15 protein-coding genes are annotated in these 14226 nt (G+C 68.5%); all 15 read left to right on the plus strand.

Annotated elements, in window-relative coordinates; translation table 11 throughout:
* Positions 1-63: 63 nt before the first annotated feature.
* The 15 genes from ACZ48Y_RS09090 to ACZ48Y_RS09160 all read left to right on the plus strand — a co-directional run bounded on the left by ACZ48Y_RS09090 (position 64) and on the right by ACZ48Y_RS09160 (position 14226).
* Positions 64-330 (plus strand): hypothetical protein, encoded by a 267-nt coding sequence (locus ACZ48Y_RS09090; protein WP_464740563.1) that lies wholly within the window; start codon positions 64-66, stop codon positions 328-330.
* Between the two features lie 88 nt (positions 331-418).
* On the plus strand, positions 419-778 hold the full coding sequence (locus ACZ48Y_RS09095) for an NADH-quinone oxidoreductase subunit A (protein ID WP_464740565.1): 360 nt from the start codon (positions 419-421) through the stop codon (positions 776-778).
* Entirely contained in the window at positions 769-1311 is a 543-nt protein-coding gene (gene nuoB, locus ACZ48Y_RS09100; protein ID WP_464740567.1) for an NADH-quinone oxidoreductase subunit NuoB, read from the plus strand. The genes ACZ48Y_RS09095 and nuoB overlap by 10 nt, the downstream gene beginning before the upstream one ends.
* Positions 1308-1892, plus strand: a complete 585-nt coding sequence (locus ACZ48Y_RS09105) for an NADH-quinone oxidoreductase subunit C (RefSeq protein WP_464740569.1) — start codon at positions 1308-1310, stop codon at positions 1890-1892. Before nuoB ends, ACZ48Y_RS09105 begins: the two co-directional genes overlap by 4 nt.
* On the plus strand, positions 1856-3085 hold the full coding sequence (gene nuoD / locus ACZ48Y_RS09110) for an NADH dehydrogenase (quinone) subunit D (RefSeq protein ID WP_464740571.1): 1230 nt from the start codon (positions 1856-1858) through the stop codon (positions 3083-3085). Before ACZ48Y_RS09105 ends, nuoD begins: the two co-directional genes overlap by 37 nt.
* A gap of 6 nt (positions 3086-3091) precedes the next feature.
* The gene (gene nuoE, locus ACZ48Y_RS09115; protein ID WP_464740573.1) at positions 3092-3637 is read left to right on the plus strand and encodes an NADH-quinone oxidoreductase subunit NuoE; all 546 of its coding nucleotides are present in this window, start codon (positions 3092-3094) and stop codon (positions 3635-3637) included.
* The gene (nuoF, locus tag ACZ48Y_RS09120; RefSeq protein ID WP_464740575.1) at positions 3634-4956 is read left to right on the plus strand and encodes an NADH-quinone oxidoreductase subunit NuoF; all 1323 of its coding nucleotides are present in this window, start codon (positions 3634-3636) and stop codon (positions 4954-4956) included. The genes nuoE and nuoF overlap by 4 nt, the downstream gene beginning before the upstream one ends.
* A 2-nt stretch (positions 4957-4958) precedes the next feature.
* The gene (locus tag ACZ48Y_RS09125; protein ID WP_464740577.1) at positions 4959-7352 is read left to right on the plus strand and encodes a molybdopterin-dependent oxidoreductase; all 2394 of its coding nucleotides are present in this window, start codon (positions 4959-4961) and stop codon (positions 7350-7352) included.
* Positions 7349-8320 (plus strand): complex I subunit 1/NuoH family protein, encoded by a 972-nt coding sequence (locus ACZ48Y_RS09130; RefSeq protein WP_464740579.1) that lies wholly within the window; start codon positions 7349-7351, stop codon positions 8318-8320. The genes ACZ48Y_RS09125 and ACZ48Y_RS09130 overlap by 4 nt, the downstream gene beginning before the upstream one ends.
* A complete protein-coding gene (gene nuoI / locus ACZ48Y_RS09135; RefSeq protein WP_464740581.1) occupies positions 8317-8847 on the plus strand; it encodes an NADH-quinone oxidoreductase subunit NuoI in 531 nt (176 codons plus the stop codon). The genes ACZ48Y_RS09130 and nuoI overlap by 4 nt, the downstream gene beginning before the upstream one ends.
* The gene (locus ACZ48Y_RS09140; protein ID WP_464740583.1) at positions 8844-9356 is read left to right on the plus strand and encodes an NADH-quinone oxidoreductase subunit J family protein; all 513 of its coding nucleotides are present in this window, start codon (positions 8844-8846) and stop codon (positions 9354-9356) included. Before nuoI ends, ACZ48Y_RS09140 begins: the two co-directional genes overlap by 4 nt.
* Positions 9353-9646: an NADH-quinone oxidoreductase subunit NuoK gene (gene nuoK / locus ACZ48Y_RS09145; RefSeq protein ID WP_464740585.1), complete on the plus strand. Its 294-nt coding sequence runs from the start codon at positions 9353-9355 to the stop codon at positions 9644-9646. Before ACZ48Y_RS09140 ends, nuoK begins: the two co-directional genes overlap by 4 nt.
* Positions 9647-9650: 4 nt before the next feature.
* A complete protein-coding gene (gene nuoL / locus ACZ48Y_RS09150) occupies positions 9651-11486 on the plus strand; it encodes an NADH-quinone oxidoreductase subunit L (RefSeq protein ID WP_464740587.1) in 1836 nt (611 codons plus the stop codon).
* Positions 11483-12898 carry a complex I subunit 4 family protein gene (locus ACZ48Y_RS09155; protein ID WP_464740589.1) on the plus strand — a complete coding sequence of 472 codons (1416 nt, stop codon included), beginning with the start codon at positions 11483-11485 and terminating at the stop codon, positions 12896-12898. Before nuoL ends, ACZ48Y_RS09155 begins: the two co-directional genes overlap by 4 nt.
* Entirely contained in the window at positions 12895-14226 is a 1332-nt protein-coding gene (locus tag ACZ48Y_RS09160) for an NADH-quinone oxidoreductase subunit N (protein WP_464740591.1), read from the plus strand. The genes ACZ48Y_RS09155 and ACZ48Y_RS09160 overlap by 4 nt, the downstream gene beginning before the upstream one ends.

The following is a 14226-nucleotide window of genomic DNA, read 5'->3' on the forward strand; positions in this document are numbered from 1 at the left end:
CCTAGGCGACATTGTGCGCCGCGCGCCTGCACCGCCGGCGTTGCCCCGCTTAAACTCTGGGGTATGAAGCTCTTTTTGGTGACCAACGAACTCCAAGGCGACCTCCCCGAGCGCCTCGAGGCGATCTACGTGGTGGCCGCGGAGAGCCCGGAGGAGGCCCTCGAGCGCGCCAAGAAGCGCGGCGGCGAGGGGGTCGTCGCGCAGCACGTGCGACCGCTCCAGTTCGAGTCGGATCAGACCGCGTTGGTTTGGATGGGCCTGATCGGCGGACGCGAGGAGGTCCAGACCGGTCGGGTGAAAAAGCAAAGCGGCATGCGCGTGGATCGCTAGGGACGTTTGTAGTTTTGAACTCGGCGTAAGATGACCGGAGCATGAGCGGGCTAGCCGAAGTTAGTGAAAGGAATCTCAAGGAGGGGACATGGACCCAACGGTGGAATACCTCAACGCCCTGATCTACCTCATCCTCGCGCTCACCATCTCCGCCGCGGTGGTCGCCGCGGGGTCGCTCCTGGGACCGCGGCGGCCGAGGAAGGCCAAGCTCTCGGCCTACGAGTCGGGGCTCGAGCCCGCCGGGTTCGTGCGCCGTTTGCCGGCGCACTTTTACGCGGTGGGCATGCTGTTTTTGATCTTCGACGTGGAGGTCGCCTTCCTCTGGCCCTACGCGGTGAACGCCGGCACCCTGGGATTGGTTGGGTTCTGGGCGGTGCTGGGCTTCACCGCGGTGGTGATGCTCGGCTTCCTCTACGAGTGGCTCAAGGGGGTGATGCGGTGGGACTAGACGCCTACGAACGCGACTTTAGGGAGCTCGAGCGCCAGGGCATCCTCTTTACCACCCTGGACAAGCTGATTGCCTGGGGCCGCTCCAACTCGCTCTGGCCGGTGACCTTCGGCCTGGCCTGCTGCGCCATCGAGATGATGGCCAGCACCGACGCGCGCAACGACCTCTCGCGGTTCGGCAGTGAGGTCTTCCGCGCAAGCCCCCGCCAGGCCGACGTGATGATCGTCGCCGGGCGCCTCTCCAAGAAGATGGCCCCGGTGATGCGCCGGGTCTACGACCAGATGGCCGACCCCAAATGGGTGATCAGCATGGGGGCCTGCGCCTCTTCCGGGGGGATGTTCAACAACTACGCGATCGTGCAGTCGGTGGACTCGGTGGTGCCGGTCGACGTCTTCGTGCCCGGCTGCCCGCCGCGCCCGGAGGCGCTGATCTACGCGGTGATGCAGCTGCAAAAGAAGATTCGCGGCCAGGCCTTCGACGAGGCGGGGCGCAAGCTTCCCCCGGTCGAGGCCTGGGCAAGGGAGGGGCGATGACCCGTCGCGAGCAGGCCCGGGCCTACGCCGAGGAGAAGGGCTATCCGGTCCACGAGGCCCATGACCTCCTGCACCTCGAGCTCCCGCGCGAGGACCTGATCGAGGCCATGACCGCGTTCAAGGCCATGGGCTTCAACTACCTGGCCGACGTGATTGGAATCGACTACCTCGAGTACCCGTCGCCGACCCCCGAGCGCTTCGCGGTGGTCTACGAGCTGGTCAGCCTGCCGGGGTTCGCCGACGGCGACGGAAGCCGCATCTACCCCCGGGTCTGGGTGCCGGAGGCCAGCCCCAGGCTCCCCAGCGTGGTCGGCCTCTGGCCCAGCGCCAACTTTCCCGAGCGCGAGATCTACGACCTCTTCGGCCTGGTCTTCGAGGGGCACCCCGACCTGCGCAAGATCCTCACCCCCGACGACTACGAGGGGCACCCCTTGCGCAAGGACCACCCCCTCGGCGAGACCCCGACCCTCTTCAAGGACGGGCGCTACATCAACCCCGAGCAGTTCCGCGCCGGCCTCAAGGGTAAGGAGAAGGGCCTGACCGGATGGCGCGGGGGGCGCCGGAAGGGAGAGCGGCGATGAGCCAGTCCAACCCGCCCAAGGAGCTCCGCGTCGAGGAGATGGTCCTCAACATGGGCCCCCAGCACCCCTCGACCCACGGGGTGCTGCGCTTGGTGGTCACGCTCTACGGCGAGGAGGTCGCCGACGTCGTCCCCCACATCGGCTACCTGCACACGGGGTTCGAGAAGGTGATGGAGAACCGCACCTACCACCAGAACATCACCTTCACCCCGCGGATGGACTACCTCCACTCCTTCGCCCACGACCTGGCCTACGCCTTGAGCGTGGAAAAGCTCCTCGGCGCCGAGGTGCCCGAGCGGGCCCAGGTGATCCGGGTAATGCTGAACGAGCTCTCCCGCATCGCCAGCCACCTGATCTTCGTGGCCACCGGGCTCTTGGACCTGGGGGCGATGACCCCGTACTTCTACGCCTTCCGCGAGCGGGAGACGATCCTGGACCTCTTCGAGTGGGTCACCGGGCAGCGCTTCCACCACAACTACATCCGCATCGGCGGCCTTAGGGAGGACCTGCCCGAGGAGTTCCCCGCCGAGCTCAAGAAGTTCCTGGACACCTTCGATCACCGCGTCGACGACTACCAGGGGCTCTTCGTGGGCAGCCCAATCTTCGAGGGGCGGGCCCGCGGCGTCGGGGTGGTGCCCCCGGAGGTGGCGATCGCCTACGGCCTGACCGGGGGCTCGCTGCGCGCCAGCGGGGTCAACTACGACGTGCGCAAGGCCTACCCCTATTCGGGCTACGAGACCTACGACTTCGAGGTGCCGCTGGGCGAGCGGGGGGACACCTGGGACCGGATGGTGATCCGGCTGGAGGAGATGCGCCAGTCGGCGCGCATCGTCCGCCAGGCGCTCGAGCGCCTGGCGCCGGGGCCGATCCGCGACCCCAACCCCCACTTCTCCTTCCCCGACAAGAAGCTCCTCGACAGCTCGATGGAGGCGGTGATCTACCACTTCAAGCTGGCCACCGAGGGGTTCGAGGTGCCGCCCGGTGAGGCCTACGTGCCCACCGAGAGCGCCCGCGGGGAGCTCGGCTACTACATCGTCTCCGACGGGGGGAGCCTGCCCTACCGGGTGAAGGTGCGCACCCCCAGCTTCTTCAACCTGCAGTCCTTGCCCTTCGCCGCCAAGGGGCACTTCTTCCAGGACCTGGTGGCGATCCTGGCGAGCTTCGACCCGGTCTTGGGCGACGTGGATAGGTGATCAGGCATGGGATTCTTTGACGACAAGCAGGACTGGTTGCAGCGGGTCTTCGCCAACTACCCGCCGGAGAACCGCCGGGCGGCGGTGATGCCGCTCTTGCGCAAGGTGCAGGAGGAGGAGGGCCACGTCTCCGCCGAACGCATCGCCGAGATCGCGGCGCTCGTCGGCACCACCCCCACCGAGGTGCGCGGGGTGATGAGCTTTTACTCCTACTACCAGGCCCTGCCCACCGGGAAGTACCACATCCAGGTCTGCGCCACCCTCTCCTGCGCCCTGGCGGGGGCCGAGGAGCTCTGGGACACCCTGCGCAGCGAGCTCGGCGTGGGGCCCGGGGAGGTGACCCCGGACGGCCTCTTCTCCATCCAGAAGGTCGAGTGCCTGGGCTCCTGCCACACCGCCCCGGTGGTGCAGATCAACGACGCGCCCTACGTCGAGTGCGTGACCCGGGAGCGGCTCAAGGCGCTGCTTTCCGGCCTGCGCGAGGGCAAGACGCTGGAGGAGATCGAGCTGCCCGGGGACTGCGGGCACCACGTGCGGGAGGAGGGGGCATGAGCGAAACGCCCATCGTCTCCGGTCACGACCCCCGGTTCGAGCGCACCCTTTACGCCCACGTGGGCCGGCCGGGGTCGCACACCCTGGCCTACTACCTCGAGCACGGGGGCTACGAGGCGGCGAAGAAGGCGCTTTTGAAGATGACCCCGGACGAGGTCATCGAGGAGGTCAAGACGTCCGGGCTGCGCGGCCGCGGCGGGGCTGGCTTCCCCACCGGGCTGAAGTGGTCCTTCATGCCCAAGGACGACGGCCAGCAGCACTACATCATCATGAACGCCGACGAGTCCGAGCCCGGTTCGTTCAAGGACCGCTACATCCTCGAGGACGACCCCCACCAGGCGATCGAGGGGATGATCCTCGCGGGCTACGCGATCCGCGCCACCAAGGGCTACGTCTACATTCGCGGGGAGTACCGCAGGGCCTACGACCGGCTGGTGGCGGCGATCGAGGAGGCCTACGCCCAGGGCTACCTGGGAAAGAACCTCTTCGGCTCCGGGTTCGACTTCGACCTCTACGTCCACCGCGGCGCCGGGGCCTACATCTGCGGCGAGGAGACCGCGCTGATGAACTCCCTCGAGGGCCTGCGCGCGAACCCCCGCTTAAAGCCCCCCTTTCCGGCCCAAAAGGGCCTCTTTGGCAAGCCCACCACGATCAACAACGTCGAGACGATCGCCAGCGTGGTGCACATCATCGCCCGCGGCGCGGAGTGGTTCGCCCAGATGGGCTACGACAAGTCCAAGGGGATGAAGCTCTACCAGGTCTCCGGCCCGGCGGTGCGCCCGGGGGTCTACGAGCTGCCCATGGGCACCACCTTCCGGGAGCTGATCTTCGACTGGGCGGGAGGGGTGAAGGAGCCGATCAAGGCCCTGATCCCGGGGGGCTCGTCGACCCCGCTCCTGCCCTTCGACGACGAGACCCTGGACACCCCGATGGACTACGAGCACCTGCAGCAAAAGGGCACGATGCTCGGCACCGGCGGGGTGATCCTCATCCCCGAGTCCACCTGCATCGTGGACGCGATGTGGAACCTGGTGCGCTTTTACGGCCACGAGTCCTGCGGCAAGTGCACCCCCTGCCGTGAAGGGGTGGCGGGCTGGATGACCAAGCTCCTGGGGCAGATCGAGACCGGCCGGGGCAAGCCCGGGGACATCGAGCTCCTCGAGGACCTCCTGGACAACATCGAGGGCAAGGCCTTCTGCCCCCTGGCCGACGCCGCGGTCTGGCCGGTGCGGGGGGCGCTCCGCCACTTCCGCCACGAGTTCGAGCACCACCTGACGCACAAGGCCTGCGCGGTGGACAAGAAGGGACGCTGGAGGTAGCCATGCCAAGGGTCAAGATCAACGACCGCTGGGTCGAGGTGCCCAAGGGCACCTCGGTCCTGGACGCGATCTTCCACGCCGGCTACGACGTGCCCTACTTCTGCAGTGAGCGGCACCTCTCCCCGATCGGGGCCTGCCGCATGTGCCTGGTCAAGGCCGGCGCGCCGCGCAAGGGGCCGGACGGGGCGTGGATCAAGGACGAGACCGGCGAGCCCAGGATCTTCTGGTTCCCCAAGCTGATGGCCTCCTGCACCCTCGAGGCCACCGAGGGCATGGTCGTCGACACCCTCTCCGACGAGGTCAAGAAGGCCCAGGCGGGGATGGTCGAGTTCCACCTCATCAACCACCCCCTGGACTGCCCCACCTGCGACAAGGGCGGGGCCTGCGAGCTGCAGGACCGCTCCTACGAGTACGGCCTCTTCGAGAAGTACTACACCGAGACCAGGAACGGGTTGAAGACCGTCCTCTACTCCCGCTTCGACTTCACCAAGCGCCACGCCGACAAGCACCACAAGCTCAGCGAGTTCATCGTCCTCGACCGCGAGCGCTGCATCCACTGCAAGCGCTGCGTCCGCTACTTCGAGGAGATCCCCGGGCAGGAGGTGCTGGACTTCATCGAGCGCGGCAACCACACCTTCATCGGCAGCGAGGAGGGCCTCCCCCCGGGCTACACCGGCAACATCACCGACATCTGCCCGGTCGGGGCCCTGCTCGACCTCACCGCCCGCTTCCGCGCCCGCAACTGGGAGTTCGAGAAGACCCCCACCTATGACCTCAACGACGCCTTCGGGGCGGCGATCTGGGTGGACGCGCGCTCCGGCCGTCTGGAGCGCATCCGTGCCCGGGAGAACCCGGAGACCAACGAGATCTGGATCTCGGACGCGGCCCGCTTCGGCCACGCCTGGGTGAACGAGGACCGGCTTCGGGCGCCGCTGGTGCGCAAGGACGGCCGCCTGGTCGAGGTCGGCATGCCCGAGGCGATGGCCGCCCTGGCCGAGGGGCTGGGCCGGGTCGAGGGGTCCAAGGTAGCCTTCTTCCTGGCCGGCGACGCCACGATCGAGGAGGGGCTGGCCTTCGCCGAGGCCGCGCGGCGCTTCGGGAGCCCTCACCTCGACTTCGAGAACCGCACCCCCTACCCGGTCTCGAACTTCGAACCGATCCGCTACGCGGACCTCCTCGAGGCCGACTTCGCCTTGGTGGTCGGGGACCCCGAGGCCGAGATGCCGGGGCTCTATCTGCGCTTACAGGCGTTCTTGAAGGGGCTCAAGCCCCCGCCGCGCTTTTACCACGGCACCCCGATCGCCGACCTGCAGATCAAGGAGCGGATGCCCCGGGACGGGCGGCGGCTTTCGACCTTCGCCCCCTATCCCACGGGGTTGATGGCCTTTTCCGGCACCAAGGGGGTCTACGCCCCGGGCGCGGTGGCGCGGCTGCTGATGGCGATCGAGGCCCGGCTCGACAAGAAGCCCGCCCCCGAGGTACCGGGGGTGCCCCCGGAGGCCCTGGAACACGCGGCGGAGCGGTTCTTGGCGGCCAAGCGCCGGGTGCTGATCCTCGGTGCCGAGGTGCTTCAAGACCCCGAGGCGGCGGCGATCGCCGAGCGTCTGGCGCGGGCCAAGGGAGCCCAGGTGCTGGCGATGCCCCCGGCGGCCAACGCCCGGGGCCTGGAGGCCGTCGGGGTCTGGCCCGGGACCCGACAGGAGCGGCCCGAGGCCGGGGTGTACTACGGGGCGCTGCCTGAGGACGGAACGCTTGCCAGCGGCTTCAAGGTGGTCTTCGCCACCCACCTCGACCCCCGCGTCGCGGCCCACGCGGACCTGGTCTTCCCGGCCAAGACCTTCTACGAAAAGGCCGGCGGCTTCGTCAACGCCGAGGGCCGGCTGCTCGAGCTGAAGGCCGCGCCGGTGGCCCCGCTGGGCAGCCTGGATGGCCTGGAGGCGATCAAGCTCCTCTTCACTGCGCTGGGCAAGGCCGCTCCCTTTTCGAACCTCCAGGAGGCCCGCCAGGCGCTCCACGCCCGCTACAAGCTCCCCCTGGTCGCGCCCGAGGAAGGCTGGCTTTGGCGGCCGCGGCCGCGGCTTGCCACCACCTGGGCTCCGGAGGCCGGGGGGCTCTACCTGCGGCCCACGATGTGGAAGGCCCGCCAGCTCGCCGACGAGCGGGTGCGCCGGGCGACCGGCGAGCCACGGCTCTTCGCTGCCCCCGACGAGGCGCGGCGGCTGGACCTGGTCGAGGGGGCGGAGATCGAGGTGGCCACCCCCTTCGGTCCGGTTACCGCAACGGTGCGCATCGACGCCGGACTGCCTGAGGGCGCGCTCTTCCTCTCCGCGCTGGGGCGGGCCCCCGGCCGCCGGGTCGGGTTCCGCCTCCTGGTGCCTGAAGGGGGTGCGGCATGATCTACCTGGTCACCGCGGTCAAGGCTCTCGTGCTGCTGGTGGTCCTGCTCCTGACCATCGCCTACATCACCTGGATCATGCGCCGCGGCCTGGCGCGCTTCCAGGTCCGGCTGGGGCCGAACCGGGTGGGCCCCTTCGGCCTGTTGCAGCCCCTGGCCGACGGGCTCAAGGCCTTTTTCAAGGAATCCATCACCGTCGAGCGGGCGGACAAGCTCGCCTACTGGCTGGCCCCGATCCTCACCTTTGCCTTCGCCCTGGCGGCGTTCGCGGTGATCCCCGTGGGGCCCGACGGCTGGGTCGTCGCCGATTTGGACCTCGGGGTGCTCTACGTCTTCGCGGTCAGCGAGATGGCAGTCTACGGGGTCTTCCTCGCCGGCTGGGCCTCCGGCTCCAAGTACCCCCTGCTCGGGGGGATGCGCTCGATCGCCGCGTTGATCGGCTACGAGCTCGCGCTGGGTCTGGCCATCCTGGGGCCGGTGCTGATGGTCGGCAGCCTCAACCTGCAGGAGATCGTGCGCTGGCAAAAGGAACACGGCTGGCTGATCGTCTACCAGCTTCCCGCCTTCTTGGTGTACTTCACCGCCGCCCTGGCGGAGATGAGCCGCACCCCCTTCGACTTCGCCGAGGCCGAGCAGGAGCTGGTCGCCGGCTTTCACACCGAGTACTCGGGGACCAAGTTCGTCGCCTTCTACCTCGGTGAGCTGGGCCACTGGGTGGTGGGCTCGGCGCTGATGGCGACGCTCTTCCTGGGCGGCTGGGCGGCGCCCTTTGGCCTGCCGGACATCCCGGTGCTCTGGCTCTTCTTGAAGTGGGCGCTCTTCATCTTCCTGGTGCTCTGGATCTGGGCCAGCTGGTTTAGGACCCGCTACGACCAGATGATCCGCTTCGCCTGGGGGGTGCTCTTCCCGGTCGCGGTCGTCTGGTTCTTGATCACCGCTTACTACGTCGCGAAGGGAGGGACGCTATGAGCGTGATGGCGCTGGCGAAGGCGCTCGGGATCACCCTGCGCCACTTCTTTTCCAAGCCCGTCACCATCCCCTATCCGGACGCGCCGGTGCCCTTAAAGCCGCGTTTCCACGGGCGGCACGTGCTGACCCGGCACCCGGACGGGCTGGAGAAGTGCATCGGGTGCAGCCTCTGCGCCGCGGCCTGCCCGGCGTACGCGATCTACGTGGAGCCCGCGGAGAACGACCCCGAGAACCCGGTCTCCCCGGGCGAGCGCTACGCCAAGGTCTACGAGATCAACATGCTGCGCTGCATCTTCTGCGGCAACTGCGAGGAGGCCTGCCCGACCGGGGCGATCGTCATGGGCTACGAGTTCGAGCTCGCGGACTACCGCTACTCGGACTTCGTCTACGGCAAGGAGGACCTCCTGGTGGACACCGTGGGGTCGAAGCCCCAGCGGCGCGAGGCCAAGATCCTCAAGAAGCCGGTGAAGCTGGGCTTCAAGGTGCCCTACGTGCGCACCGAGCTCGAGGGGGTGAGCTACGAATGAACCTCTTCGACCTCGTCGCCGGGGTCTTGCTCTTGCTCACCGGGTTCCTGGCGGTGCGCAGCAAGAACGCGGTGCACGCCGCGCTCTCCTTGGCCGCGAACTTCATCGTCATGGGGGCGGTCTTCATGCGCCTGGAGGCGCGGTTTTTGGGCTGGATCGAGATCATCGTCTACGCCGGGGCCATCATGGTGCTCTTCATCTTCGTGATCATGCTCCTCTACGACGCCAAGGCGGACCTCGGCGTGGACCCCCTGCCCTGGCTGCGGCTGGCGGCGCCGGTCGTCGCGCTCCTGTTGCTCGTGGGCGCGGGGGTCGCGTTCGTCGGCTTCCACCCGCCGGTCGCCGAGGCCACCGCCAGGGCCGCCCTCTTCGGGGGCACCGCCAAGGCCCTCGGCCCGGTGCTCTGGCGCGACTGGCTCTACGCGGTCCTGCTCATCGCGGCGCTGCTCTTCGTGGCCACGGTGGCCGCGGTGGCGCTGGTCAAGCCGGAAAGGGAGGCCGGGCGATGACCTTTTACCTCTTGATCTCGGCGGTGCTCTTCGCGCTTGGGGCCTACGGGGCGATGGTGCGGCGCAGCGTGCTCTTGATCCTGATGTCGGTCGAGCTGATGCTGAACGCCGCCAACCTAAGCCTGGTCACCTTCGCCCGCGCGTATGGCAGCCTCGCCGCCCAAGGGGCGGCGCTCTTGCTGATCGCCCTTGCCGCCGCCGAGGTGGCGGTGGGGCTGGCGTTGGTGGTGGCGGTCTTCCGCGTGCGCGAGACCACGACCGTCGACGATCTCTCGGAGTTGAGGGGGTAGGGCCATGTGGATGTTGTTCGCGATCGCGTTGCCGCTCCTTGGGTTCTTGGTCCTCGGGCTCTTCGGCCGGCGCTTTAACGAGCCCGCCCCCGGCGTCCTCGCCTCGGCGATGGTCGGCGGCGCGTTTTTGATCAGCGTGGGCATGCTTGTTTCCGGCGGCGACCGCTTCGTCCTCGCCGACTGGCTTCCGGGGATCCCTTTCGCGCTGCGCCTGGATCCGCTCTCCGGCTACATGGCGCTGATCGTCACCGGGATCGGGTTTTTGATCCACGTCTACGCGATCGGCTACATGGCCAAGGACCCGGGCTACAGCCGCTTTTTCGCCTACTTCAACTTCTTCATCGCGGCGATGCTCACCCTGGTCTTTGCCGACAGCTACCCGGTGATGTTCATCGGCTGGGAGGGGGTGGGCCTGGCCTCCTTCCTGCTGATCGGGTTCTGGTATCAGGACTGGAAGAACGCCGACAGCGCCAGGAAGGCCTTCATCACCAACCGCATCGGGGACCTCGGCTTTTTGTTGGGGATGGCCGCGCTCTACGCGCTCTTTGGCACCCTCTCGATCAGCGAGCTGCGCGCGGCGGTGGAGGAGAGCCTGGTGCTGCCCACGGGGCTGGGGCTGATCGGCCTCTTTTTCTTCATCGCCGCGATCGGCAAGAGCGCCCAGGTTCCGCTGATGGTCTGGTTGCCGGACGCGATGGCCGGTCCCACCCCGGTCAGCGCCCTGATCCACGCGGCGACGATGGTGACCGCGGGCGTCTACCTCCTGGCCCGCTCCTCGTTCCTCTACGCCAACCTTCCCGACGTCTCCTACTGGATCGCGGTGATCGGCGTCCTCACCGCGCTCTACGGGGCGCTCTCGGCGCTCGGGCAGTGGGATATCAAGAAGATCGTCGCTTATTCCACGATCAGCCAGCTCGGCTACATGTTCCTGGCGGTCGGGGTGGGGGCCTACTGGATCGCCCTCTTCCACGTGATGACCCACGCCTTCTACAAGGCGCTCCTCTTCCTCGCCTCGGGGTCGGTGATCCACGCCCTCGAGGGCGAGCAGGACGTGCGCAAAATGGGCGGGCTCAAGCGCTATTTGCCCCGCACCCACCTGCACGGCCTGATCGGGGCCCTCTCGCTCGCGGGCTTCCCCCTCCTCGCCGGGTTCTGGTCCAAGGACGCGATCATCGCCGCCACCCTCACCTACCCCTTCGGCGGGCTGGGGTTCTACCTGGTCGCGCTCTTCGTCGCCCTGCTCACCGCGATCTACGCGATGCGCTGGTACGTCCTGGTCTTCCACGGCGAGTTCCGCGGCAAGGGCCATCCCCACGAGGCGCCGCCGGTGATGACCGTGCCCAACGACCTCCTCGCCCTGGGCGCGGCCTTCGCGGGCTTCCTCGCCCTGCCCGAGCCCTTTTGGAACCTCATCGAGCCCTTCCTGCGGCCGGCGCTGGCCGAGGTCGAGGCCCATCCCTTCGACCTGCTGACCGAGTGGGGGCTGATCCTGCTCTCCGCGATCGTGGCCCTCGCCGGCCTCTGGGCGGGATGGGTCCTCTACCGCGACTACTTCAAGAAGAAGCTGCCGGCGTGGTACCTGAGCTTCGAGCGGGCGGCGCTTGAGGCCTTCTACGTCGACCGCGTCTACAACACCTTCATCGTCAACCCGGCGAAGGAGACCGCGAAGCTGCTCGGCTTCACCGACCGCAGCCTGGACCAGGGCTACGTGCTCGCCGCCGGCGAGGTCGGGACCCTGGGCCGGTTTCTGGCCCGGTTGCAGACCGGCTACGCGCGCGTCTACGCCTTCTTGATCCTGCTCTTCGCCGGGCTCTTCGTGCTCTGGGGGGTGGTGCGATGATCCACGTGCTGATCTTCCTTCCCGCCCTGGCCGGCTTGATCGGCCTGGCCTATCCCCGGGCCGCGCGGGGGCTGGGGCTTTTGGCCACCTTGATCGCCGCGGTGATCGGCGGGGGCTACCTCCTCGCTGGACCGGGGACGCGGGCGCTGGTGGAGCTGCCCCTCCTGCGCGAGGCCGGCGTCTACTACGCGGTCGGTGTCGACGGGGTGGGGGCGGTGTTCGCCTTTTTGGTCCCGGCCACCGTCTTCTTGGCCCTGCTCGCGGTGCGCGAGGTCCCCGGGCGCATGCTGGCGCTGGGGTTGTTGATGACCACCGGGTTGCTGGGGATCTTCTTGAGCCTGGACCTGGTGCTCTTTTACCTCTTCTACGAGGCCACCCTGATCCCCAGTCTGCTCATGCTCGGGGTCTACGGGGGCAAGCACCGCGTCCGGGCGCTGCTGAAGTTCGCCCTCTTCACCCTCTTCGGAAGCCTCCTGATGCTCGCCGGGATCTTCGCCGCCCGGGCCCTGGGGGGCGCGGAGACCTTCCTGCTCCGCGACCTCTTGTCCCACCGGGTCGGGGGCGCGGCCGCGGCCTGGGCCTTCTTGGCCTTCACCCTGGCCTTTTGGGTGAAGACCCCGCTCTTTCCCCTCCACGTCTGGCTGCCCGACTTCCACGCGGAGAACCACCCCTCGGGCTTCGCCGACGTGATGGGCACGCTCTATAAGGTCGGGGCGTTCGGCTTCTTCCGCTGGGCGATTCCCCTCTTCCCGGAGGCCTTTGCCGCCTACCAGCCGTATCTCCTGGCGCTCGCCGCCTTCACCGCGCTCTGGGCGGCCTGGATCGCCTACGCGCAGACCGACTGGAAGCGGCTGATCGCCTACGGGGCGCTCGCGCACATGGGCATCGCCGCGCTTGGGATCTTCTCCGGCAGCACCCTAGGGGCGGCCGGGGGGCTCTTCCTGCTTTCGGCAGGGGCGCTCTACACCGGGGGGCTCTTCTTGCTCGCCGGCTGGCTCGAGCGCCGTTTCGGCACCCTGGCCCTGGCCCCGACCCACGGCCTGGCCAAAAGCGCGCCCGCGCTGGCCGCGTTGATGCTCTTCATGGTGCTGGCGATGATCGGGCTTCCCGGCCTCGCCGGCTTTCCCGGGGAGTTCATGAGCTTGCTCGGGGCCTGGACCGCCGCGCCGGGACTGGCGGCGTTCGCCTTCCTTTCGGTGATCGCCTCCGCGGCCTGGGGGCTGACCGCCTACCAGCGCCTCTTCCACGGGCCTCCGGGGCGGGAGGCCGGTGACCTCGAGACCGCGGAATGGCCCTTTGCCGTGCTCTCCGCGCTGCTGATCGCGCTGATCGGCCTCTACCCCGCGCTGGTGAGCGGGCCGCTGGCCGAGGGGGCCAAGGCTCTCGCGGCGCTCGTTGGAGGTGGGCAGTGATCGCCTTCGTCGTGCTCTTTCTGACCGCGACCCTGACGCTTTTTTCCGGGCTTTGGGGCTCGAACCGCCTGGCCAAGGCCGTCGCCCGGGTGGGCCTTTTGCTCGCCCTCTTGCTGCTCTTCTTCGCAGGCACCGAGGAGGCCTTCCACGGCCTCTTCATCCTGGACCCGCTGGGGCGTGCGCTCAGCTTCGTCGCGGTGATGGCCGCGCTCTTCGCCTCGCTGGTGGGGGATCGCTACCTCGAGGCCCAGGGGCTGGACCGTTTCGAGTATCACGCCCTGCTCGCCTTCTCCGCCTTCGGGGCGATGGCCATGGCCACCAGCGGCAACCTGATGGTCATCCTGATCGGCATCGAGCTGCTCTCTTTGCCCCTCTACGCCCTCGCCGCGAGCCGCTACGATCCCGCCAGCGAGGAGGCGGGCCTCAAGTACTACCTCCTCGGCGCGGTCGCCGCGGCGCTCTTCTTCTACGGCGCGGTGCTGCATTTCGGCGCCACCGGGAGCTTCGCGGTGGACGCGGTGGGCCAGGGGCCGCTGTTTGTCGCCGGGGCGATCTTGTTGCTGGCCGGCCTCTTTTTCAAGGGCAGCCTGGTGCCCTTCGCCTGGTGGACCCCGGACGTCTACCAGGGCTCGCCGACCCCGCTGGTGCTCTACATGGCGACCGGGGTGAAGGCCGCGGCCTTCGCCGCGCTGCTCCGGGTGGCGGCGGGGGTGGGGATGCTGGGCCCGGTCGCCGGGGTGCTCGCGCTGGTGGTGCTTTTGACCGTCTTCTACGGCAACCTCTCGGCGCTCGCTCAGACCGAGGCCAAGCGGCTGCTGGCCTACTCCGCGATCGCCCACGCGGGGTACCTGGCCCTCGGCCTCTTTGGCGTCGCGCCGGTGCCCGCGCTCGGCTATTACCTCCTGGTCTACGCCCTCTCCACCGGGCTCGCGCTCGCCGTCCTGGCCCAGGTCGACCGCGGCGGCGGGGTGCCCTATACGGCGCTCGAGGGCCTGATCCAAAAGAGCCCCCTTCTGGCCGGTCTCTGGTTGCTCTCGCTGCTCTCGCTGGCCGGGCTGCCCCCGCTCGCCGGGTTCTGGGGCAAGTACCTGGTCTTTTTGGAGGCCGCCCGCGGCGGGGCCTGGGGGCTCTTGGTCTTCGCCCTCGTCACTGCGGTGGTCGCCGCGTATTACTACCTGCGGCTGGCGGCGCTGGCCTTCTTCAAGCCCCCGCGGCAGGCGGAGGCGATCGCGGTCGAGCCGCTCGCGGCCTTCATCCTGGGGCTGGTGGGGGCGCTGGTCCTGGCGTTCGGCGTCTTCCCCGGCCTGGTGATGGCCTGGCTTCGCTAA

This window comes from Rhabdothermus arcticus (assembly GCF_055382915.1).